24 protein-coding genes and 1 pseudogene are annotated in these 22029 nt (G+C 70.2%); 8 read left to right on the forward strand and 17 right to left on the reverse strand.

All coding sequences use genetic code 11. The annotated features are described in order from the left end of the window. Nucleotides 1-19: 19 nt before the first annotated feature. Together G9C85_RS17110 and G9C85_RS17115 are read right to left on the reverse strand one after the other, a co-directional pair. A complete protein-coding gene (locus G9C85_RS17110) occupies nucleotides 20-490 on the reverse strand; it encodes a histidine kinase (RefSeq protein WP_166042231.1) in 471 nt (156 codons plus the stop codon). A gap of 84 nt (nucleotides 491-574) precedes the next feature. Next, nucleotides 575-703, reverse strand: a pseudogene (locus G9C85_RS17115) (histidine kinase); the annotation flags it as partial. A gap of 58 nt (nucleotides 704-761) precedes the next feature. Here G9C85_RS17115 and G9C85_RS17120 point away from each other — a divergent pair. Further along, complete coding sequence (locus G9C85_RS17120; RefSeq protein ID WP_166042233.1) at nucleotides 762-1016, forward strand: hypothetical protein; 255 nt, start codon at nucleotides 762-764, stop codon at nucleotides 1014-1016. Nucleotides 1017-1103: 87 nt separating this feature from the next. Then, the gene (locus G9C85_RS17125; RefSeq protein ID WP_166042235.1) at nucleotides 1104-1478 is read left to right on the forward strand and encodes a helix-turn-helix domain-containing protein; all 375 of its coding nucleotides are present in this window, start codon (nucleotides 1104-1106) and stop codon (nucleotides 1476-1478) included. A gap of 86 nt (nucleotides 1479-1564) precedes the next feature. Here the strand turns inward: G9C85_RS17125 and G9C85_RS19145 are convergent, their stop codons facing one another. Then, nucleotides 1565-2830: a PQQ-binding-like beta-propeller repeat protein gene (locus G9C85_RS19145; protein WP_166042237.1), complete on the reverse strand. Its 1266-nt coding sequence runs from the start codon at nucleotides 2828-2830 to the stop codon at nucleotides 1565-1567. Between the two features lie 135 nt (nucleotides 2831-2965). Here G9C85_RS19145 and thrC point away from each other — a divergent pair, with 135 nt between their 5' ends. Further along, nucleotides 2966-4228, forward strand: a complete 1263-nt coding sequence (gene thrC / locus G9C85_RS17135) for a threonine synthase (RefSeq protein WP_166042239.1) — start codon at nucleotides 2966-2968, stop codon at nucleotides 4226-4228. Between the two features lie 141 nt (nucleotides 4229-4369). On the opposite strand, the gene G9C85_RS17140 is transcribed toward thrC, so the two are convergent. Continuing rightward, nucleotides 4370-4813, reverse strand: a complete 444-nt coding sequence (locus G9C85_RS17140; RefSeq protein ID WP_166042241.1) for a hypothetical protein — start codon at nucleotides 4811-4813, stop codon at nucleotides 4370-4372. Between the two features lie 193 nt (nucleotides 4814-5006). Between G9C85_RS17140 and G9C85_RS17145 the strand changes: the two genes are divergently transcribed. Beyond that, nucleotides 5007-5357 (forward strand): hypothetical protein, encoded by a 351-nt coding sequence (locus tag G9C85_RS17145; protein WP_166042243.1) that lies wholly within the window; start codon nucleotides 5007-5009, stop codon nucleotides 5355-5357. A 365-nt stretch (nucleotides 5358-5722) separates the two neighbouring features. Continuing rightward, nucleotides 5723-5899, forward strand: a complete 177-nt coding sequence (locus G9C85_RS17150; protein ID WP_205254400.1) for a hypothetical protein — start codon at nucleotides 5723-5725, stop codon at nucleotides 5897-5899. A 54-nt stretch (nucleotides 5900-5953) separates the two neighbouring features. Here G9C85_RS17150 and serA read toward each other — a convergent pair whose 3' ends face one another. Beyond that, nucleotides 5954-7540: a phosphoglycerate dehydrogenase gene (gene serA / locus G9C85_RS17155; protein WP_166042247.1), complete on the reverse strand. Its 1587-nt coding sequence runs from the start codon at nucleotides 7538-7540 to the stop codon at nucleotides 5954-5956. A 69-nt stretch (nucleotides 7541-7609) separates the two neighbouring features. Between serA and G9C85_RS17160 the strand changes: the two genes are divergently transcribed. Continuing rightward, on the forward strand, nucleotides 7610-7843 hold the full coding sequence (locus G9C85_RS17160; RefSeq protein ID WP_166042249.1) for a hypothetical protein: 234 nt from the start codon (nucleotides 7610-7612) through the stop codon (nucleotides 7841-7843). Between the two features lie 84 nt (nucleotides 7844-7927). Then, nucleotides 7928-8578: a hypothetical protein gene (locus G9C85_RS17165; protein WP_166042250.1), complete on the forward strand. Its 651-nt coding sequence runs from the start codon at nucleotides 7928-7930 to the stop codon at nucleotides 8576-8578. A 64-nt stretch (nucleotides 8579-8642) separates the two neighbouring features. Here the strand turns inward: G9C85_RS17165 and G9C85_RS17170 are convergent, their stop codons facing one another. Together G9C85_RS17170 and G9C85_RS17175 are read right to left on the reverse strand one after the other, a co-directional pair. Continuing rightward, entirely contained in the window at nucleotides 8643-8858 is a 216-nt protein-coding gene (locus tag G9C85_RS17170) for a DUF2892 domain-containing protein (RefSeq protein WP_166042252.1), read from the reverse strand. 124 nt (nucleotides 8859-8982) lie between these two features. Next, entirely contained in the window at nucleotides 8983-9384 is a 402-nt protein-coding gene (locus G9C85_RS17175; RefSeq protein WP_166042254.1) for a hypothetical protein, read from the reverse strand. A 158-nt stretch (nucleotides 9385-9542) separates the two neighbouring features. On the opposite strand from G9C85_RS17175, the gene serB reads away from it, so the two are divergent. Next, nucleotides 9543-10178: a phosphoserine phosphatase SerB gene (serB, locus tag G9C85_RS17180; protein WP_166042256.1), complete on the forward strand. Its 636-nt coding sequence runs from the start codon at nucleotides 9543-9545 to the stop codon at nucleotides 10176-10178. A 24-nt stretch (nucleotides 10179-10202) separates the two neighbouring features. Here serB and G9C85_RS17185 read toward each other — a convergent pair whose 3' ends face one another. From G9C85_RS17185 to G9C85_RS17230, 10 genes are all read right to left on the reverse strand, one after another. Further along, nucleotides 10203-11408, reverse strand: a complete 1206-nt coding sequence (locus G9C85_RS17185) for a glycosyl hydrolase (RefSeq protein WP_166042257.1) — start codon at nucleotides 11406-11408, stop codon at nucleotides 10203-10205. Nucleotides 11409-11524: 116 nt separating this feature from the next. Then, nucleotides 11525-11962 carry a hypothetical protein gene (locus G9C85_RS17190; RefSeq protein WP_166042259.1) on the reverse strand — a complete coding sequence of 146 codons (438 nt, stop codon included), beginning with the start codon at nucleotides 11960-11962 and terminating at the stop codon, nucleotides 11525-11527. A gap of 78 nt (nucleotides 11963-12040) precedes the next feature. Continuing rightward, nucleotides 12041-13081, reverse strand: coding sequence for a metal ABC transporter permease (locus G9C85_RS17195; RefSeq protein ID WP_166042261.1), 1041 nt, complete (start codon nucleotides 13079-13081; stop codon nucleotides 12041-12043). Then, entirely contained in the window at nucleotides 13081-13818 is a 738-nt protein-coding gene (locus G9C85_RS17200; RefSeq protein ID WP_166042263.1) for a metal ABC transporter ATP-binding protein, read from the reverse strand. The genes G9C85_RS17195 and G9C85_RS17200 overlap by 1 nt, the downstream gene beginning before the upstream one ends. Then, nucleotides 13818-14861, reverse strand: a complete 1044-nt coding sequence (locus G9C85_RS17205; protein WP_166042264.1) for a metal ABC transporter substrate-binding protein — start codon at nucleotides 14859-14861, stop codon at nucleotides 13818-13820. The genes G9C85_RS17200 and G9C85_RS17205 overlap by 1 nt, the downstream gene beginning before the upstream one ends. Before the next feature lie 179 nt (nucleotides 14862-15040). Continuing rightward, nucleotides 15041-16066, reverse strand: a complete 1026-nt coding sequence (locus G9C85_RS17210; RefSeq protein ID WP_166042266.1) for a calcium/sodium antiporter — start codon at nucleotides 16064-16066, stop codon at nucleotides 15041-15043. Nucleotides 16067-16278: 212 nt separating this feature from the next. Further along, complete coding sequence (locus tag G9C85_RS17215; protein WP_166042268.1) at nucleotides 16279-17415, reverse strand: substrate-binding domain-containing protein; 1137 nt, start codon at nucleotides 17413-17415, stop codon at nucleotides 16279-16281. Between the two features lie 251 nt (nucleotides 17416-17666). Beyond that, a complete protein-coding gene (metX, locus tag G9C85_RS17220) occupies nucleotides 17667-18971 on the reverse strand; it encodes a homoserine O-acetyltransferase (protein ID WP_166042269.1) in 1305 nt (434 codons plus the stop codon). Then, nucleotides 18968-20383: an O-acetylhomoserine aminocarboxypropyltransferase/cysteine synthase family protein gene (locus tag G9C85_RS17225; RefSeq protein WP_166042271.1), complete on the reverse strand. Its 1416-nt coding sequence runs from the start codon at nucleotides 20381-20383 to the stop codon at nucleotides 18968-18970. Before G9C85_RS17225 ends, metX begins: the two co-directional genes overlap by 4 nt. Before the next feature lie 173 nt (nucleotides 20384-20556). Then, nucleotides 20557-22008, reverse strand: a complete 1452-nt coding sequence (locus G9C85_RS17230) for an aldehyde dehydrogenase (protein WP_166042273.1) — start codon at nucleotides 22006-22008, stop codon at nucleotides 20557-20559. Nucleotides 22009-22029: the final 21 nt, after the last annotated feature.

The raw sequence follows: 22029 nt of genomic DNA on the forward strand, positions 1-22029 counted from the left end.
CGCGGCCGCCGTCGCGACCTCAGCGGAGGAGTGCGGCGGTGACGCCGACGACGAGACCGTACGCGAGGTGCGTGACGAACCCGAGTAGCGTCACGTCGAACGACGCGGGCGCCGGCGCGACGCCGGTGTTCCAGATCCCGACCTGGTCGACGAGGAGCGCGGCGAACGCCCACACGGTGAGTGCGAGCACGACGCTGACGGCCGTCGTGTTCGGGAGTCGCCACTCGGCGCCCTCGACGGCGTCGAACGCGAACGCGAAGACGACGCCGAGGACCGCCGCGTGCGAGACGTGCAACGTCCATCCGACGATGCCGCCGGCGCCGTCGAGGCCGTAGATGCCGGGGACGGCGTCGGTGAGGAACGACGGCTGGAACGCCGAGTAGAGGACGGCCATGACGACGCCACCGAGGACGCCGCCGATGACGCCGGCCTGCCACTCGGCCAGTCTCGCGTCGGTACCGGTCTCTGTCTGCGTTGCCGTCTCGGACATACGCGACGGTTCGAGGCGGACGCGAAAAGCCGGCGCGCCAAGCCAGTAAGGGGCCGACGCTCGACCCTTCGACCTCCGGCGATCTCAGTCGAGTGCGGCGTAGACCGCGCCGAGGATCACGCCGTAGACGACGTGCCCGACGAGGCTCTGCACGCTGACGTTCGGGAGCGCCGGCGCGTTCGCGAACCCGACCGCGTCCAGCCAGACGGGTATCACGAGGACGCCAGCACCGGTCGAAACAACGATGGCACTCACCGCCCCAGGGTACGGCATGGACCCCCTCCGCGCTGACGCCGGCGAGCTGGACGTCGACGAGATACTCGCGGCGCTCGCCGACGGCCGACGCGTCGTCATCGTCACCGAACTCCTCGGGAGCGAGCACGAGGTGACGCTCCGGCGCGACGGCTCGACGTTCTACTGCGACACCCCGACGACGCTCCACAAGCACGCGAGCGAAGCCGAGATGCGCGAGTGCATCCGCAACCAGGGGTACGCGCGCGAGGACGCCGAACCCGTCGAGGACTGACGGTCGTCGCTCGAGCTCGCGCACTGTCGCCGGACGACGCCGCACGCCGGAGGTACGTTTTTCACCGACGACGCCGGAAGAGGGGGTATGACCGACCAGCGTCCGGACCTCGGGGACCTCCTCGAGCAACCCGACCCGACGTTCGAGAGCGTCCTCAGTTGCGTGTTCGGCATCCAGGACCACGAGGTCCGCACGTACGTCGCACTCCTCGAGACCCCCGGGAGTACCGTCGAGGAGCTGGCGTCGGAGATGGACCGCGACCGCTCGAACGTCAACCGGTCGCTCTCGACCCTCCTCGACAGCGGCCTCGCGGACAGGAATCGACGCTTGCTCGACGCCGGCGGCTACGTCTACCAGTACACCGCCACTGATCTCCCCGACGCCAAGGACTTGCTGCACGACGCACTCGACGAGTGGACCGACACCGTTCACGACGTCATCGACGAATTCGACGGGGACTGAACGGACTGGAGGGGCATACAGCCGTCCCCATGCGGCCGTTTCTGGTGGTCTCCCTCTGCTTCCCCGAGCGTTGGGGTGTGTCGTGGCTAGGTGTCGGTGGCGTGTTCGAAGGCGTGCAGTCCTGCGGGGCCGACGGCGAACAGTTTGCCGGCTGCGATGACGGGCGATGCGTACGTGGAGGTGTGTGGTTGTGTGTACGACCAGCGTTCGCGGTCGGGGGCGAGCAGGCCGTCGGCGTTGCGGCGGTACGCGACCGGGTGGTCGTCGTCGACGACGACTGACTCGTCGGTGACGACCGGTGCGGCGGTCGCGAGTTCGCCGCTGGAGAGGCGCGTCTGCCAGTTCGTCTCGCCGGTCGCCCCATCGATCTCGTGGAGGTCGCTCCCGGCGACGTAGACGTCAGTGTCGTCGACCGCGGCGGCGGCGAGCGATCGGAGGTCGCGTCGCCAGCGGACGTCGCCGTAGCGGTCGGTGGCGACGACGCCCTGCCAGCCGGTCTGGACGACGCCGCCGTCGTCGAGGACTGGGGCGGCGTGCGGCGTCTTCGCGTCGACGCGCCAGCGTTCGTCGCCGGTTCCCGGTTCGAGTTTGACGAGGGCGTTCCGGTCGGGGACGTACACGCCCGTGTTCTCGACGGCGGGCGCGACCTGCGTCGCGAAGTCGTCACCGAGCCTGTACTCGTCGTATTCGAGCGGTTCCATGGGCGTCCGCCAATGCTCGCTGCCATCGGGGCCGAGCCGGACGCACGCGGTCGCGCTTCGGACGTAGACGTCGCGGACGTCGACGGTGACGCCGTACGTTCGGCCGTCGCCGACGCGAGTCGTCCACGTGGGGTCGCCGTCGTCGAGCGCGAACGCGGTCACGTACGCGGGCGCCGGGTCCGGGCCGTCGCTCCGCGGGACGACCCTTGTCGGGACGTAGAGCCGGCCGTGGTCGGGGTCGATTGCGGGCGTGCCCGAGACCCAGCGGCGTTCGTCGGTGCCCGCAGCGACCGGCGTGGCCCACGCGTCGGTGCCGTCGACAGCGACCGCGTGAACGGTGCGTTCAGTCGCGAAGTACACCACGTCGTCGTGGACGACCGGCGGTGCGTACGGGAAGTTCGCGGACGCGAGGACCGCGTGGTCGGTCGGCTCCGGGGCGCCACCGGCGACGTGGTTCTGATTCCCGGGTGCGTTCCCGAACGAGTGCCAGTCGCCGTCGGCGAACGACGACGGCGTGGTGCCGCCACCGAGCGCGCTGCAACCGGCGAGTGCGCCAGCGATGGCGGTGCCAGCGGTCGCGAGGACCGCACGTCGGGAGCGCCCGCTGGCGTCGCTGTCGCTGTCCGCGGTGGACGTGGAGGGCGAGGTCACGGTCGCACGTCCGGGCAAGGACGTCAAGTGTCTTGTGCAGATCGTCACGATACGCGATTTCGGCGCCAGGGTCGGGCCGGCAACGTCTGGGTGGACCCCGCGGACTTTTGCGTGCGCGGGGCTTTCGCCCCGGTAATGGATTCGCTCTCACTGGACGCGCCGGCGCCGGCGGCGCCGTCGGTCGCGAACGACGACGGCGTGTGGCTCGCGTGCATCGAGTGCGGCGACGCGTACGCGCCGTTCGAAGACGTGCGGTACACGTGCGACTGCGGCGCGTTGCTCGAAGCGAGATATGATAGCTTGCCGACGTTCGACGACTTCGAGGGCCGCGGCGTCTGGCGGTATTCGGACGCACTCCCGTTCGAGGTGGGCGTGACGCTCCCGGAGGGGGATACGCCCCTGCATCGGGTGCCGGACCTCGAGGACGAACTGGGCGTGGAAGCGTTACGCGTGAAGCACGAGGGCATGAACCCCACTGGAGCGTTCAAGGACCGCGGGATGACCGTCGGCGTCCGCGTCGCCCAGGAACTCGGCGTCGACCGGCTCGCGTGCGCGAGCACCGGGAACACGAGCGCTGCGCTGTCGGCGTACGGCGCTCGCGCGAACATGGAGACCCTGGTCTTGCTGCCGGCGGGGAAGGTCGCGGCGGGGAAGGTTGCGCAGGCGAGCCTGCACGGCGCGCGCATCCTCGAGGTCGACGGGAACTTCGACCGCTGCCTCGACATCGTCCAGGACCTCGCCGAATCCGGCGACGCGTACCTCCTGAACTCGCTGAATCCCTTCCGGCTCGAGGGCCAGAAGACGATCGGCCTCGAGATACTCGAAGGATTCAGGGACGATTACGGGACCTTCCCGGACCGCATCGTGCTCCCGGTGGGGAACGCGGGGAACACGGCGGCGCTGTACAAGTGCTTCCGCGAGCTCGTACAGTCGGGCGCGCTCGACCGCGACGACGTCCCGACGCTCACGGGCGTCCAAGCGGAGGGGGCGGCGCCGATGGTCGAGGCCGTTCGCGAGGGCAACGACGCGGTCCGGCGGTGGGACGACGTGGAGACGCGCGCGACCGCGATCCGCATCGGGAACCCCGTGAACGCGCCGAAGGCGCTCCCGGGCATCCGCGAGACCGGTGGGACCGCGGTCGCCGTGTCGGACGAGGAGATCACGCGAGCGCAGCGCGACCTCGCGGGCGAGGGCGTCGGCGTCGAGCCCGCGAGCGCCGCGAGCCTCGCCGGTGCGCGCAAGCTCCGCGAGGAGGGGACCATCGAGGACGACGAGCGCGTCGCGCTCCTGACGACCGGACACCTCCTGAAGGACCCCGACGCGGCGGCCGCCGCCGGCGCCGACCCCGAGCCGGTGCCGGGGACGACCGAGGGCGTCCGCGAGCACCTGACGGACTGATCGAGCAGACGGCGACCCCGTGGTCGCCGTTTCCCGAACCGACTGGGCAAGTACACGGCGACCCTCGGGTCGAGCTCTCGGGGCGTCCGCCCGTCAGGTCGCTGCCGTCGGGGCAGCGGGAGAACGGAGAGGAGCGCCGGATCAGTCCTCCTGGTCGGTGGGGGTGGCGGCGGCTTCGGGGGTGACGAGTTCGCCGAGGTACATCGAGATCTGGACGAGGCGTCCGTCGTCGTGGTCGGGGACGTTCCCGACGCGACCGCTGAACTGGATGCAGTCGTCCTGGGGATGGTCGACGAGTGCATCGCCCGCTGGGCTGGATTCGGCGGAGACCTTCGCCACGCCGGTTCCGTCGTGGACGAGCACCCACCGGCCGTCGTCGTTCGTCTCCACGATCTCGCCAGCGAGAGTGAACCGGTCGTCCTCGTCGGCCTTCGTGAGTTCGTCGATCGTCGCGTCCCGCGAGCGCGTCTCGCAGTTCGGGCGTCCGGCAGTCGCGGTCTCCGCGCTCCCGTCCAGCGCGGCCAGACAGCCGGTCGTCGCTCCGAGTGCGGCCGACGCCAGAAGGGCGAACGCTCGTCGTTGCACAGGGAACGGTCCGCGAGGCGACGCATCAGTTTGACGGTGCGAGTCGGTCGGTTCGCCGGGGTTTCCGGTTGTTGCGGTTCGCCGGGCTCGGCGAAGTCGTCGGGTCCGTCCGACGCTCGCATTCCGCGTCTGACGCTCGCATTCCGCGGGACTGACGGGGTTTGATAGTCATTCCCACACAGAGTTCTGGTCCATGTCGACCGACTCCGCCATCACCGTCGAATGGACCGTCCCGGACGGCGAAGCGGGCGGCGACGCGCGCGGCCGCGCCGACGACGCTGGCGACGGCACGCGCGAAGTCGCCCCCGCACCGAACAGCGAGCCCCTCGCGGACCGCGAGACGGCCGAGCTGCCGCCAGCGAGCGTGCTCGCCGCGCGCGTCGACCACCTGCGATCCGACCGCGACGCTCGCGAGCGCGAACTCGACGCCGTCCGCGACCGCTACGAGACCATCCTCGCCGAGCGCAACGCGGAGATCCGCGAGTTGCGCGCGAACGAATCCTGGCTCGAAACGCTCGCTCAACGCGCCAGCCGCTTCTTCTGAGGAGGCCACGACGACCTGGTCGGCGGTCGACACCGCGACGTTCTCCTCCGCTGTTCCGGTGCTCGCGTGCTCGTCAACGACGCCGTCCGTGCAGGCCTCGAGATCGCCCTCGCCGACCGGAAAGTGGACGTCCGGGAGTCACGTTCGAGAGTCCCTGGTCGGTCCGGTTCGACAGCCGAGTTCGACGGGATGTCCATGAACAACGAAGGCCGTGGCGTCAAGTTCTACTTCCACGGACCGAACCTCGCCGACCTCGACGTCCTCGAGATCGAAGCCCAATAGTGCCCGGATACGCACCTACTCCCGAAAACTGACGGCCCCGGACCCTCATGTTCGAAACCATATCCGCCATGGGCTCCCGTTCGATGCTCATCGCGTTCGCATCCGCACTCGTCACGCTCGCACTGATCAGCATCCCGACCGTGACGAACCCAGGGGGTGGCGTCGGCCTCTCCAATCCGTACTACGCGTTCGCCGTTATCACCCTCACGGCGTGCATCGTGCTCTCGGGCACCTGGCTCGCGATCGATCAGTTCCGCTAACGCCGGTCCGCCGAGTACCGGCACGGCTACGGCAACGAGGCGCCGACGGCGTCACTACGTGCCGCCGTTCAGGACGATCTCGCGGACCTCGATGATGCGGTCGTCCGCGAGCAGCGCCTCGATGGCGGCGTCCGGGACGTCGCCGTCGACGTTGTACACCGTGAGCGCTTCCCCGCCGATGGTCTCGCGGGCGTTGAACATCCCCGCGATGTTCACGTCGTACTCGCCCATCACGGACCCGATGAGGCCGATGACGCCGGGCTCGTCCGCGTTCCGCGCGATGACCATCCGGCCGTGGGGAATGGCATCCACGCGGTAGCCGTCGACGCGAACGATACGGGGGTCGTCGCCCGCGAACAGCGTCCCACAGACCGAGACCTCCGCCTCGCCGTCGCTGACGGTGACGGTGACGAGGCTCTGGAAGTCGTCGCTACTCCGTGACTTCGACTCCGTGACTTCGACGCCGCGCTCCTCCGCGATCCGCGGCGCGTTCACCGCGTTCACCTGCCACTCCAGGGGCTCGAACACGCCCTTGAGCGCGCTCGCGGTGACGAGCTCGACGTCCTCCTCCGCGATGTCGCCCTCGTAGGAGACCTCGACGGACTCGACGCGCTTCCCGAACAGCTGCGCGGCGACCTTCCCCGAGGTCTCCGCGAGGTCGACGTACGGCTCGACGCGCGGGAACGCCGCCTCGTCCATCGACGGCGCGTTCAGCGCGTTCATCACGGGTTCGCCCGCGAACGCAGCGACGATCTGGTCGGCGGTCGACACCGCGACGTTCTCCTGGGCCGCTTCGGTGCTCGCACCGAGGTGGGGCGTCACGACGACGTCCTCGACGTCCAAGAGGGGGTTGTCGGGACTCACGGGCTCCTCGGCGAACACGTCCACCGCCGCGCCCGCGAGCACGCCGTCCTCGACGGCCGCGGCGAGCGCGCCCTCGTCGACGACGCCGCCGCGCGCGCAGTTCACGACGTACCCGCCCTCGAGTTGCGCGAGCTCTTCCTCCCCAATCATGTTCTCGGTCTCGTCCGTCAACGGGACGTGCACGGTGAGGAAGTCCGCGCGGTCCAGGCACGCGTCGAGGTCGACGAGTTCCGCGCCGAGCTGTTCGGCGCGCTCCTCGCTGATGTAGGGGTCGAACGCGACGAGGTCCATCCCGAGCGCGTGGCACTTCTTCGCGACCTCCTGGCCGACGCGACCGAGGCCGACGACGCCGAGGGTCTTCCCGTTCACTTCGGTGCCGAGGAACTCGCCCTTCGCCCACTCGCCGCCCCGGAGGCGCGTATGGGCTTGCGGGATGGAGCGCGCGGTCGCGAACGCCATCGCGACCGTGTGCTCGCTCGCAGCGCGAACGTTCCCCTCGGGCGCGTTCGCGACGACGACGCCGTGCTCGGTCGCCGCGTCGATGTCGATGTTGTCCACGCCGATTCCGGCGCGACCGACGATGACGAGCTCCGGCGCCGCCTCGAAGACGGCCTCCGTCACCTCGGTCCCGGAACGCACGACCAGTCCGTTCGCGTCCGAGACCGCGTCGAGGAGCGCGTCGCCCTCGACGTCGTACGCCGTCTCGACCTCGTGACCGGCGTCTCTCAGGCGCTCGATACCCGCGTCGGCGATGGGGTCCGTCACCAGGACCTTCATACGCGAATCCATCATCCCGCCGCCCATAACGCTTCCTTTACCGGGGAGGGCGGCGAGAATTGCCGAACGATGCCAGACGACGACGCGACGCGCGAATCGCCGACGGGGACGCCAGTGGAGACCGACCGGAGCGCCGTCGAGACGCTCGCGAGCGACGAGGACCGCGACGCCCGACGCGCCCTCGTCCGCGACGTCGTGCTGCTCGCGCTCGTCGCCCTTTCGCCGACGGTCCAGCTCGTCGGCGCGTTCGTCGCACGAATCGCGAGGACGACCGACGCCGGCCCGTGGCGCGACCGGGCGTGACCGCGCTCTCCCGACCCACCACCTCGTGAGCAGCAGTCATTCCGACCAGCGGTTTCTTGACGTGCGCGCTCCAACCGGCGGGCAATGACGGATCTGGCCCCGGACCTCGACACGAGCACGGTCCGGGACGGGTCGAACGTCCTCATCGTCGGCCCCCCGATGACGGGCAAGCGCGAGTTGCTGTACGAGGTCCTGGCGGCCGACCGCGGCGACGACCGCGCGACGGCGTTCGTGACGACGCGGAAGGCCGCGGAAACCGTCGAGCGCGAGTACCGCGACGTCCACCCCGACGTCGACACGCTCGCGGTCGTCGACTGCGTCACCCGCCAGCGCGGGTTCGGCGGCGACGAGTCCGCGACCCGCCGGCTGGTGTCGAGCGCGGGCGACCTCACCGGGATCGGGATCGGCCTGACGGACTTCATGCGGCGGTTCCACCAGGACGAGTCGCTGTCGAGCACGAGCGTCGGCATGCACACGCTCTCGACGCTGCTGATGTACGCGGACGTCCGCCGCGTCTACCAGTTCCTGCACGTCCTCACGGGGCGCGTGGAGAGTTCGGGGTTCCTCGGCGGGTTCGTGCTCGACACGCCCGTCCCGCAGGACTCGCTTGGCATCATCAAGCAGCCGTTCGACGGCGTCGTCGAGGTCCGGGAAGTCGAGGCGACGGGGGCACGAGAGTACCGCGTCCGGGGCCTCCCGAGCGACGCCGGACCGCGAGCCTGGACCGAGTTCTGACGCGCCGTCGCGGCCGCGTCCCGGTCAGTGGAGGACTCGACACCGTCGACGCGACCGCGTCCCGCTACTGGCTGGTGTCGATGCCGAGCAGCGAGTACACGCCACAGGTGTTCGTCGCGCCCGTGACGAGGAGTATCAGCGAGAGCGCACCGAGGACGGGCGAGAGCACCACCGGTGCGCCGCCGACGGCGTCGGCGAGGATGGCGAGCGAGACGACGCCGAGGATGCCTCCGAGGACGACGCGACCGATACCGTCCGTTCGACCGACGTTCTGCTCCATACCGGAAAAATATGGTATCGAGTCACAAGAATAGCGGGCCGGTTCCAGACGACTGAGAACGCCGGTCGCGTTCGAGAGCGTCCGCTGGTCGCAGCCGGCGGCTGGCAGGAACAGTCGAGTCAGATCAGTCGTCGACGTTGAGGTAGTCGAGCGTGGTGTCGACGAGCGGCGACTCCTCGCGGTCGAAGACGACGACGACGCCACTCCACTCCTCGTCGGGGAACACGGCGACGATGACCTCGTCGAAGAACCGGACCGTCGAGTTCAGTTCGCCGAAGTCGTAGAGCGCTTGCTCCTGGGGTGGGTCCCCGAGCGCCTTCATGAGGAGCGTCTTCACGCGCTCTTCGAGTTCCCCGTCTGTGTACTGGGCGTCGACCTCGTCGCTGACGTGCACGAGGTCGTACTCCTCGCCCTCGTACCGGAACGCCAGCCGGAGCGAGGCGTCGGCGTTCTCGTGCAGTTCCTCGACGAGCCCGCGCAGGTTCGTGTCCTCGACGGCCTCGATGGCCTCGTCCGCTTCGTCCATGCCCGCCGGTTCGGACCACGGCGGCTTAATGGTGTGTGCGAGTTCGCCGGTCGACACCCCGGTCGCGGCGCGGCCATCGACGGTCGAAGCGACCGCGAGGGTGGCGAGTTCGACCGGGACCCGGAGGCTACAAGGCGGGCGCTCGCTCAGTCGTGGGTATGACGCTGGTCGCGTTCGACTTCGACGGGACGCTCTCGGACTCCGAGATGACGGTACTGCTCGGCGACGAGTGCGGGGTGGCCGACGAGATGGCGGCCATCACGCAGCGCGCGATGAACGACGAGATCGGGTACGCGGAGAGCCTGCGGCAGCGCGCCGCGCTCCTCGACGGCCTGAGCGAGGACGCGGCCGGACGCGCGTGGGCGAACGTTCGACTCCGCGAGGGCGCCGCCGACGTCATCGAAGCGTTGAACGACGCGGGCGTGACGACCGCCATCTTCACCGGCGGGTTCGAGAAGGGCGTCGCCGCCGCGCTCGACCGCGAGGGCGTCGCGGTCGACGCCATCGTCGCCAACCGGCTGCCCGTCGAGGACGGCGCACTCACGGGCGGAGTCGAGGGCGCGCTCGTGGAGGGCACGAAGGACGACGCACTCCGCGAGTACGCGGACGAGCACGGCGTCGCGATGACGGACACGGTCGCGGTCGGCGACGGCGCGAACGACCTCCCGATGCTCGAGGTCGCCGGGCTCGCGATCGGGTTCGAGCCCAAGCCCGCGGTCGAACCGGCGTGCGACGTCACCGTGTCGACGATGCCCGAGCTCGTCGACGTCCTCGAAGCCGAAGGCATCCTCTAGGCGGTCGCGACCGCAGTTCTTTCGTTACGGTACTCGTCCGTCGAGCCACGCGAGCGGCGTGTACGTCCCGGTGGTTTCGCCGACCGGGAACGAGCCGACTTCGCGCCAGGCACCGTCGCCGCCGCCGTCGTCAGCGGTGCCGTCGTCGTCGGGGGCGTCGGTAGCGTCGTCGGCCGGGTCAGCGCGGAGCAGCGACCCGCGGTGCGTTCCCGCGACGAGCGTGCGCTCGCTCTCGGCGCCGTCGACCCCGTTGGTCGGGACCGCGCCGAGGCCGGTGACGACCTCGGTCGGCGTCGGGTACGCGATGGGTTCGAGGCTGTCGCCGGGGCGGTACGCGAAGAACCCGGGGTCCTCGTCGGGAGCGTCCCAGTTTCCCGAACTCGAGAGCGCGCCGGCGGCGTACGTCGTGCCGTCGTGGTGGAAGACCGTGCGGAAGTACCGCTGGTCGACGCCGTCGTCCAGTCGCGTCCACGACCGGCCGGCGTCGGTCGTCCGGAACAGCCCGAACCCGGTCGCCGCGATCCACGTCTCCGCGTCGACGACGGCGAGCTCGTGGACGTCGTCGTGGACGTCTCCAGGGCGCCTGCTCCAGTCGATCTCGTTGCTATCGGTAGGACGTGCGCTCCAGTCGACGTCGTCGCCGTCGCCGGCGACCTCGGGCCGCGGGTCGGTGATGGGACCACGGCGCTCGCTCCACGTCTCGCCGCGGTCCTCGCTCGCGTGGACGCCGCCGACCTCGACAGCCGCGACGACGCCCTCGGGTCGCCCCGGCAGGCCCTTCGCGTCGCGGACGTGCGCGAGGTCCTCGTGGCGGGGGAGGCGCCAGTGCTCGCGCGACGGCAGGTCCTGGAAGCCCTCGCACTCGCGCCACTCGAGCGCGCTCGCCGCAAGGCCGATGCCGTCCGTCCCGACGTCGTCGGGGACGGTCGCGGCGTACATCGCGGCCGGCCGGGTGCCGGCGTACAGCGTCTCGCCGTCGCTGCTCGCACCGACCGCGTACGCCGCCTCGCCTGGAGCCCCGAGGTCGACCCACTCCTCGCCCGTCGGCGAGTGGTAGAGGCCCGTCGCGGTCGCGGCGAACAACCCACCGGAACCGACGTCGTCGAGTCGGCGGAGTCGCATCACCGCGCCGGACTCGAGCACCTGCTCGGTCGTCGCTGTATCGTCTCCGTTCGCGTCACGGACGCCAGCGAGGCGGTACGCGCCGTCGTCGCTCCCGACGTAGAGCATACGCGAACGGTCGACCGGATTCGAGAAAAGCGTTCCCGGAACGCGGTTTTGGTAAACTATCCGATGCGTTAGCCGGGTCGGTCCTCGACGATCGCGTCACGGGGGACGACGCCGCGTCAGTTCTCGACGACCGCATCCCGGTACCGCTCCGCGCGCTCGCTCGGCAGGAGCATCCCGTCGGATTCCTCGACGAACGCGACCACGCGCTCGGCGACCTCGACGTCGTCGAGCGACCCCTGTCCACTCCCGGGTTCGCTGGCCGCAGTGGTGCGCGCGGCGACGAGGTCGCCGACGAGCGCCACCTGCTCGTTCACGCGGTCGACGAGGTACCCGACGTCCTCGACGGTCTCGACGACGTCCGCGTACGCCGCCGCGTCAGCCTCGGGGTCGAGCGTCGCCGCGTCGTCCGCCGCGTGGTCGTGGACGGCCTCCACCGCGGCGACGCCGCGCTCGGTCGCCGCCTGCAGGTCCGCGAGGAGGTCCACGATCGGCGGTGCGTCGGGGTCGCCGTCGGCCACGCGCTGGAACGCGACGACGAGGTCGCTGTCGGGCATGCACGACCGTACGGAGAGCAGCCCCAAGAGCACGGTGGGTCCCGACGCGGACGCCGTAAAGCGGTCGCGATGTATCGCTCACTCGGACTCGTCCGCTCCGCTCGCGGCCGACTCCCGCCCGCTCGCAGCGTTCGGACTCGCACGGGTGGGCCTCTCCGCGACGTATCGTCGCCGGACGCGGCCAGCGAGCTTCGCGGCGACGAACCCACCGATCCCGACGAGGACGATGGTCCCGCCGGCGGCGACGTCGAAGCGGTACGAGACGGTGACGCCCGCGATCGTCGTGGCCTGCGCGACGCCGATCGCCGCGACGACCGAGCGCGCGAACCCGCTCGCGGCGGTCGTCGTGGCGACCGGGATCACGAGCATCGCCGCGACGAGGATGACGCCCATGATCTGCATCGCGCCGACGACCACGATCGCCGTCAGGACCGCCAGCAGGCGGTTGTAGTGGCCGACGTCGAGCCCGGCGGCTCGAGCACCGATCTCGTCGAACGTGACGTAGAGCAACGGCCGGTACGCGACGGCGACGACGCCGACGACGACCGCGCTCAGCACCAGCAGGATGGTGGTGTTCGTCCGCGTGACGGTCGCGAGCGACCCGAAGAGGTACGCGTCGATCCCGACGGCGATGCCGCCGTCGGTCGCCGTCACGAGCACGCTCCCGGCCGCGAACGACCCGGTCAGGACGATCGCGAGCGACGTGTCGCGGTACGCGCCCGCGTAGTCGACGAGCGACTGCACGAGGAGTGCGGCGACGGCCGCGACGACCAGCGCGGTCAGCAGCGGCGGAACGGCGACGGCGAACACCGCGTTCGCGAACAGGCCGGCGGCGACGCCGGCGAACGCCGAGTGCGCGAGCGTGTCGCCGATCATCGCCATCTCGCGGTGGACGAGGAAGCTCCCGACGAGCGGCCCGATCAGCGCCACGCACACCGCCGCGAAGTACGCTCGCTGCATGAACGGGAACGCGAGGACGTCGAGTCCGGTCGAGCCGGCGAGGACGTCCAGGAGGCCACCCCAGAGGTCGTCGACGACGACTCGCGACAGCGCGTCGATCGCGTCGAGCACGCCAGCGGCCAGCGCTGCGGTCGACGCGAGAGCTGCTTGCGTCGACATCAGTGATCGTGGTGGACAACGTGCTGGGCGTCGCCGTACGCTTGGCTCAACGCGTCCGTCTCGACGAACGCGTCGGGGTCGCCGTGGAAGAACAGCTCCCGGTTCAGGCACGCGACTGCCGACGCGTGCGTCGTGACGACGCCGATGTCGTGCTCGATGAGGACGACGGTGAGTCCGTCGTCGTTCAGCTCGTGGAGGAGGTCGTAGAACGCCTCCCGCGAGTCGGCGTCGACGCCGACCGTCGGCTCGTCGAGCGCGAGCAACTCGGCGTTCGACGCGAGCGCGCGAGCGATGAACACGCGCTGGCGCTGGCCGCCGGAGAGCCGGCCGACGCGGCGCTCGGCGAGGTCCGTGATGCCGACGCGAGCCATCGCGTCGTCGACGGCTCGGCGGTCCTCGTCGTCGAACCGCCGGAACCACTTGTGGGGGTATCGCCCCATGCGAACCGCTTCCGCGACGGTGACCGGCATCTCGCCGTTCGCGCTCGCGACGTCCTGCGGCACGTAGCCGATGTATTCCCCGTCCTCGAAGTCCACGGCTGGCTCGCCGAACAGCGCGACCGACCCCGAGTCGGGACGCCGGAGCCCGATCAGGAGTTCGAGGAGCGTGGACTTCCCGGAGCCGTTCGGGCCGACGAGCCCGAGGAACTCGCCGCTCGCGACGTCGAGCGACACGTCCTCGACGACCGGCCGGTCGCCGTACGCGAACGAGACGTCGCGGGCCTCGATTGCTGTCATTATGCGTCCAGTGCCTGCTCGAGTGTCGGCAGGTTCACGCGCTCCATGATCTCGACGTACCCCCACTCCTCGTTCGCCCACTCGTCGGTCAGCCCCGGCATCGCCGTCAGGGGCAGCACCGCCTCGACGTCGGTCTCGTCGACGAGCTGGTCGGCGGCGCGCTGGGACTCCAGCGGGTCCGCGCAGATGTACCGGAGATCGTGCGCGTCGATGACCTCCTGTGCGCGCTCGATGTCGCGCGTCGTCGGGCGGTCGTCGGGCGAGACGTTCGTGAGCGCCTCGACCGTGACGCCGTAGCGGTCGCTGAAGTACTGGAACGAGTCGTGGCCCGCGACCAGGACGGTCTCGTTCGACGCCGCCGCCACCGTCGACGCGACTCGCTCGTGGAGGTCCTCCAGTCGGTCACGGAACGCGTCGGCGTTCTCGGCGTACGCCTCGGCGTTCTCGGGGTCGACGTCGACCAGCCCGCGTCGGACGTTCCCGACCGCATCCCTGGCCCGTAGCGCGTCCATCCAGAAGTGCGGGTCCATCCCTCCGCCGTGGTCGTGTCCATCGCCTCCCTCGTGACCACCTTCTTCGTGCGTCTCCTCGTGGTCGTCCTCCTCGTGGTCGTCCTCCTCGTCGTGATGGGCCTCATCGTCGTGGTTCCCGCCGGCTTCGAGCAAGTCGAGGCCCGCGCTCGCGTCGACCGCGACGACGCGCGAGTCGTCGGCGTCGAGGTCCGCCCGGATGTCGTCGGCCCACGGCTGGAAGCCGTCCATGCCGTGGACGAGGAGGTCCGCGGTGTGGACGTCCTCGCGGACGCGCGGACCGGGCTCCCACCCGTGCCCGTGCTGTCCGATCGGCACGAGGAGGTCCGCGGTCGCCGCGTCGCCGGCGACCTGCGCGGCGACGCTGTCGAAGACGAAGAACGTCGACCGAGCGACCGAACCGGCCGACTCCTGGCCGCCGGCGAGCCCGGTATCGCCGAGACACCCCGCGAAAGCACTCGTACCGACCGCTCCGACCGTCGCCGACAGGAGACGCCGCCTGGTAAAGCCCATGTGTGATTAATAATTCTTCCCCAGATTATAATAAACTTGCCGTTCGTGTGGGGCCCGAGATAATAAGAGCAAACAACAGAACGCCCAGCAGTGTTATTGTTTGGTGGGCGTGCGTCGTAGCGTCGAGAGAAGGAGGTCGCGCGGTCGGTTGTCTGCCGCTTCTCGTGGGATTCGCCGCCTCAACCGACGATGCCGAGGATGCCCGCCGTCCACCGACCGACCTCCGAGAGCGCGAACAGCACGCCCTCGGGTCGCGAGAGCCGTCGCCCGGACCACATGAGCGCGACGGCGACGAGGACGACGACGACGAGCCACGCGACGGTCTCCAGGACGACCGACGACACCGCCAGCGGGCGGACGAGCGCGCCGACGCCGAGGACGGCCAGCGCGTTGAAGACGTTGCTCCCGACGACGTTCCCGACCGAGACGCCGACGCTCCCCCGGGAGAGCGCGACGAGCGACACGGCGAACTCGGGCGTCGACGTCCCCGCCGCAACGATGGTCCCGCCGATCAGCGCGTCCGAGAGCCCGGCGGCGCTCGCGACGACGGTGGCCGACTCGACGAGGACGTGCCCGCTCGCGAGCACGACCGCGAGCCCGACGACGAGAAGCACCACGCTTCGGACGCTCGCGCTCGGTGCGGCGACGCGGAGCGGGACCGCTGCCCCGGTCGCGTCCACCGAACCGGTCGTCGCCCCACCTCCCGAACCGGCCGTCGCCGCACCTCCCGAATCCGTCGCTGCCGCGTCCGACCTGGCATCCCAGAGGAGGTAGGCGGTGTAGGCGACGTACGCGACGACGAGCAGACCGCCCTCGAGTCGCGCGACGGCCCCGTCGAGGAGCACGCCGGCGAAGACGAACGTGGACGCGACGAGCACGACGCCGTCGCGGTGAACGAGCGACCGCTCGATCGGAATCACGCGAATCGCGGCGACGACGCCGAGGATGAACGCGAGGTTGTAGACGTTCGACCCCGCGACGTTCCCGACGGCGACGTCACCGAGCCCTGCCATCGCGGCGTCGGCGGTGACGACGAGCTCGGGCGTCGACGTCCCCGCCGCGACGACCGTGAGGCCGACGACGAGGTCCGAGAAGCCGACGCGACGCGCGAGCGCGACCGCCGCGTCGACGAGGAGGCGAGCGCCGACGCCGAGTCCGACGACGCTCGCCACGAACAGGACGCCCTGGACGAGGAGCGAAGTCACGGTATCGACGTCGACGCCGACCGACAAAGAGCTAGGGCGCGAGGAGGAGCTCGAAGCGACAGCGGGCGGCCGGACCGTCGCGGACGACGACGGCGGGACGACGAGACCGTCGCGACGGCGACCGCAACAGCGACGGCGGGATGACGTGACCGTCGCGACGGCGACCGCAACAGCGACGGCGGGACGACGAGACCGTCGCACCAGCGACCGCGTCAGTTCGACGGTTCGGGGAGCTTCGCCAATTGCTCCTCCTGGCGACGCTTGCCGAGCGCGAAGTAGTTGTTCGGCTTCACGAACGTGTCCTGCCCGAAGTCGCTGAGGACCATCCGGAGGACGGCGGCCTCCTTCTCGCTCGTTCCCTGCCACGTGTACGCGTGGAGGTCTCGCGAGAGCGGGTACGCCGTCGAATCCAGGCCGTTCTGGTCGTCCTGGTACGCGTACGTGGTGCCCTCCCACTCCAGCGCGATGGGGGCAACACCGTCGGTGTCGATGAACGCGAGCGCGAGATAGCTGATCGCGTTGTCGGCCTGCGCGATCGCCTGCGCGAGGCGCTGGTTCTGTCCGAACCGGTTCGCGACCTGCGTGTCCTCCTCGGGGTTCCCGAAGACGTTCGCGACGAACGAGGTACGGGTCCCCGAGCCCTTCACGCGCCCGAGCACCTGGATCTCCTTGTCCGGGCCGCCGAGTTCGCTCCAGTTGGTGATCCGACCCTTGTAGAGGCCCTTCAGTTCGTCGCCGGTGATCTTCGAGACGCCGGCCTCCGCGATCTCCTCGGAGACCACGAGCGGCTGCCCGTCCACGCCCACGACGTGGTCGACGAAGTCGTCGTAGGAGTCGCGGTCGGGGAGTTCGTCCTCGACGCGCCCCGACGAATTCCCGAGGTCGTGCTGGCCCTTCATGACCTTCTCGACGCCCGTCCCCGAGTGCGAGAGCCCGACCGTGAACTGGAACGGCGGGTCACCGCCCTCGCTCGCCTCGAACCCGTACAGGCCACCCCAGTAGTCCGCGAGGTTCTGGTCCGTGTCGATGCCGTACTCGCCGTGCGGCCAGTACTCGGTGTCGTCCGCGGGCCGGTTCGCGTTCCAGTACGACGCGGCCGTGTTCATGATCGGATACACCGTCGAGGACCCGCCGGACGTCAGCGCCCCCGACTCCGTCGACTCACCGTCGTCGTTGCCCCCCTGCGTCGTCGTCGACTCGCCGTCGTCGGCGCCGTCTGGCTCGTCCGTGCTCTCGCCGCCCGAGCCCCCCATGCAGCCGGCGACTGCTGTTGCCCCGGCGACGCCGGTGGTCGCGATGAACGTCCGCCGCGATACCACGTCAGCGAACCGCTGTGTCTTGTCGGCCATCACCGAATACTCCCGCCATATCGACTAAAGCAGTTTATAATAGGGGTACGAGGCACTCAGACCCCACAATTCGTCTCTTGTCGTTTCCCATCGGTCCGGACCGCTCTGACCGGAACCGACTGGTATATACTCGAACGTAGTCGTCGGTGATCGCCAGACCGCCCTGGCAGCGCCGCCGGGAACGCGGTTCGACGCTGGCGGCGGCCTACGAGAACAGGCTCGTGTGCTCTACGAGAACAGGCTCGTGTGCTCTACGAGAACAGGCTCGTGTGGACGGGCGCGTGCTCGTCGTCGCGGTTCCCGCCGTTCTCGGTGTCGGTGACGGCGCGCCCCTCGACGCCGTCGGCGAGGAAGTCCCGCAGTGGCGGGCCGACGTGCTCTGGTTCGACGAGGAACGCGTCGTGGCCGTGGTCGGACTGGACGACGTGGTGTGCGACCGGGACGTCGGCGGCGCGCGCGCTCTCGGCGAGTTCCTCGGCTTGCTCGACCGTGAAGTGCCAGTCCGCGGAGAACGACATCGCGAGCACCTCGCCCTGGAACGCGGCGAGCGCGGCGGCGTCGTCCTCGTAGCCGGCGGCGAGGTCGTAGTCGTCCATCGCCCTGGTGAGGTAGAGGTAGCTGTTCGCGTCGAAGCGCGCCGTGAACGAGTCCGCGTTGTAGTCGAGGTACGACTCGACCTCGCGGTAGGGGAAGAACTCGCCGGCGGGGTCGCTCGGGAAGCGGTCGCGGGCGTCGTTCCGCCCGGCGGCCCGTCGCCCGAACCGGTCGTCCATGGAGTCCTTCGAGAGGTACTGGAGGTGCCCGAGCTGGCGCGCGAGCGCGAGACCGTCGTCGGGCGACTCGTCGGTGTGGTAGTAGTCGCCGCCGTTCCACGCCGGGTCGGTCGTGATCGCGCGCCGCGCGATGGACTCGATGGCGAGTCCCTGCGCGTCCAGGCGTGGCGCGGTGGCGACGGCGCCGACGCGGTCGACGTCGTCCGGGTAGCGCTTCGCCCAGTCGAGGGCGTTCATCCCGCCGACGCTCCCGCCGACGACGGCGTGCAGGCGGCCGACGCCGAGTTCGTCGAGCACGAGGCGCTGGCTGCGCGTCCAGTCCGCGACCGTCACCGGCGGGAACTCCGTCCCCCAGCGCGAAGTTTCGCGCTCGTCGTCGCTCTTGGCTGTGTCCGGCTTCGGGGTGGCGGGGCCGTCGCTCCCGTAGCACGACCCGGGGACGTTCACGCAGACGACGTAGTACTCCTTGGTGTCGATGGCCTTCCCGGGGCCGACGACGTCCCCCCACCACGCTCGCGCCTGCCCCGCCGTGTTCGGCGCGCTCGCGCTCTCTCCCGGCTCGCTCTCGGCGTCGCCGGAGTCGTCCTCGTCGTTCCCCCCGCGTTGCCAGCCGTCGCGGCCGGTGCGGCGAGCGACGTGCGCGCTCCCCGTGAGCGCGTGCGTGACGAGGACCGCGTTCCCGCCGTCGAACTCGCCGTACGTCTCGTACGCGAGCGTGAGCTCGGGAACGGTCTCGCCGCACTGGAACTCGAACGCGCCGACGGTGACGGTCTCGGTCGTCACGCGCCGTCACCCCTCGGTCCGTCGGCGGCGGCCTCGCTGGCCTCGGTCTCGTCAGTCGCGGTCTCGCCGGTCGCGGATTCGATGGCGGCGTCGAGGTCCGCGAGCAGGTCCGCGGGGTCCTCGATGCCGACGGAGAGGCGGACGAGGTCGGGCGTGACGCCGGCGTCGGCCTGTTCGTCGGGCGAGAGCTGGGCGTGCGTGGTGCTCGCGGGATGAATGACGAGCGTCTTCGCGTCCCCGATGTTCGCGAGGAACGACGCGAGTTCCACGCGCTCGCAGAAGCGCTTGCCCGCGGCGTAGCCGTCGGGCCCCTCGTCGCCCTCGCTCCCGTGGAGGCCGAACGCGATCATGCCGCTGTACCCGCCGTCTAGGTATTTCGAGGCGTTGTCGTGCGTCGGGTGCGAGTCGAGGCCGGGATGGGTGACCCAGTCGACGGCGTCGTGGTCGTCGAGGTACTCGGCGACGACGCGCGCGTTCTCGCAGTGCCGGTCCATCCGGAGTTCGAGCGTCTGGAGGCCCTGGATGGTCTGCCAGGCGTCGAAGGGACTCTGCTGGTCGCCGAGCGAGCGCAGCGACCGGTAGCGGACGGCGGCCGCGAGCGGCGCGTCGGGCGCGTGCTCGGCGAAGTCCGTATCGGGATAGGCGGGATTCGGGCCCGCGACCTCGGGGTAGTCGTGCGCGCGCCAGTCGAAGTTGCCGGTGTCGACGACGACGCCGCCGACGGTCGTGCCGGAGCCGTGGAGCCACTTCGTCGTCGACTCCCAGACGACGTCCACCCCGTGCTCGCCCGGCCGGCAGAGCGCGGGCGTGGCGAACGTGTTGTCGGCGACGAGCGGGACGCCGTGCTCGTGCGCGACGTCCGCGACCGCGTCGAAGTCGGGCGTGACGAGACTGGGGTTCCCGACGGTCTCGACGTGGACGTACGCGGTGTCGTCGTCTATCGCCTCGCGGTAGGCGTCGACGTCGAGCGTGTCGACGAACTCGACGTCGATGCCGCGGCGTGCGGCGGTGTGCGCGAGGTACGCGGTGGTGCCGCCGTACGTGTCGTTCGAGCAGACGACGGTGTCGCCGGCCTCGGCGAGCACGAGCGTGAGGGCGTCGAGCGCGGCCATCCCGGACGCGGTGGCGACCGCGGCGGGCGCGTCGTGGAGCGAACTGACTGCGTCCTCGAGGCGCTCGACGGTCGGGTTGGAGATGCGCGAGTAGATGTGACCCTCGCGTTCGAGCGCGTACAGGTCCGCGGCGTGGCCGGCGTCCTCGAACGCGTAGGACGTGGTCTGGTAGAGCGGGGGTGCGCGCGCGCCGGTGGCGGGGTCGGCGGCGCCGTCGGCGTGGACGGCGCGCGTCCCGAAGCGCGCGCCGCGACGCGGTGTGGGCGGCGACTCGGCGTCGTCCGAAGCGTCCTCTGTCATGTTTAGAAGTAATATATCTCTACGAATCTATAACCAGCAGTTACGGCAACGCTTGCATACTGTGCTAACGTCACTCTCGATTTCGGAGTCGAGTCCTGCCAGCGCGAGGACGGCCGTCGAGACAAAAACGCGGAAGCGGGTGACTCAAGCGCGCGAACGCCGCGGACGCGACCTCAGTAGAGGTTGACGTTGACGTTCTTGACCTGCGTGTACTCCTCGATCGCCTGCTCGCCCTGCTCGCGACCCATTCCGGACTGCTTGTAGCCACCGAACGGCGTCTGCGGGAACGTCACCGGGTACTCGTTGATCGAGACCATCCCGTACTCGAGCCCCTCCGCGAGGCGGTGCCCGCGCTTGATGTCGTTCGTCCAGATGCCAGACATCAGGCCGTACGGCGAGTCGTTCGCGACCTCCAGGGCCTCCTCCTCGTCTTCGACCTCGATGACGGAGAGGACGGGCCCGAAGATCTCCTCGCGAGCGATCGTCATGTCGTTCGTGACGTCCGTGAAGATCGTCGGCTCGACGAAGTACCCGCTGTCCTTGTCGTCGGGTGCGCCGCCGCCGACGGCGACGGTCGCGCCCTCCTCCTTTCCGGTCTCGATGTAGTCCAGCACCTCCGCCTGCTGGTCCGCCGAAACCGCGGGGCCCATGCGGGCGTCGTCGTCGATCCCGGACCCGAGCGGGTAGTCCTCGACCATCCCGACGAGGCTGTCGACGAGCTCGTCGTGGACGTCCTCGTGGACGACGAGGCGCGAGCCCGCCCAGCACATCTGCCCGCAGTTCATGAAGATCCCGTTCCGGACGCCCTTCGCGGTCGCCTCCAGGTCGGCGTCCGGGAACACGAGGTTCGGGCCCTTCCCGCCGAGTTCGAGCGTGACGCCCGTGACGTGCTCGCTCGCGGACTCCATGACGTGCTTCCCGATCTCCGTCGACCCCGTGAACGCGACGTGCTCGACGTCCTCGTGACTCGCGAGGTGTCCGCCCGCCGAGCTGCCCGGGCCCGGAATCACGTTCACGACGCCGTCCGGCAGGCCCGCCTGCTCGGCGGCCTTCGCGTAGTAGAGCGCAGACAGCGGCGTGACGCTACTGGGCTTCAGGACGACCGTGTTCCCCGCGGCAAGCGCGGGCGCGAGCGAGCGGCCGGCGAGCTGGAACGGGTAGTTCCACGGGCTGATGTGCGCGGTGACGCCCAGCGGCTCTCGGCGCGTGTAGTTCAGGCGCGGCCCGTCCACGGGGATCGTACTGCCCGTGATCTTGTCCGTCCAGCCGGCGTAGTACCGGAACGTGTCGATGACCATCCCCACGTCGATCCCGGCCTCGAACGGCGTCTTCCCGTTGTCGTGACTCTCGACGAGCACGATCTCGTCCTTCATCTCCTCCAGGGCGTCCGCGAACGCGTCGAGCTTCTGGCCGCGCTCGCCCGGCCCCATCCGCCGCCACTCGCTGTCGCGCGCCGCCGCCGCGTCCGCCGCCGCGACCGCCGCGTCGACGTCCTCGGGGCCCGCCGAGGCGACGGTCGCGTACACCTCCTCCGTCGCCGGGTCGACCGTCTCGCTGGTCTCGCCGCTCTCGGCGTCTGTCCATTCGCCGTCCACGTACAGCTGCGTCGGACCTTCGTAGCTCATACCGCGTCATTGGCGCGGACG

This window comes from Halorubellus sp. JP-L1, from assembly GCF_011440375.1.
Lineage (GTDB): Archaea > Halobacteriota > Halobacteria > Halobacteriales > Natrialbaceae > Halorubellus.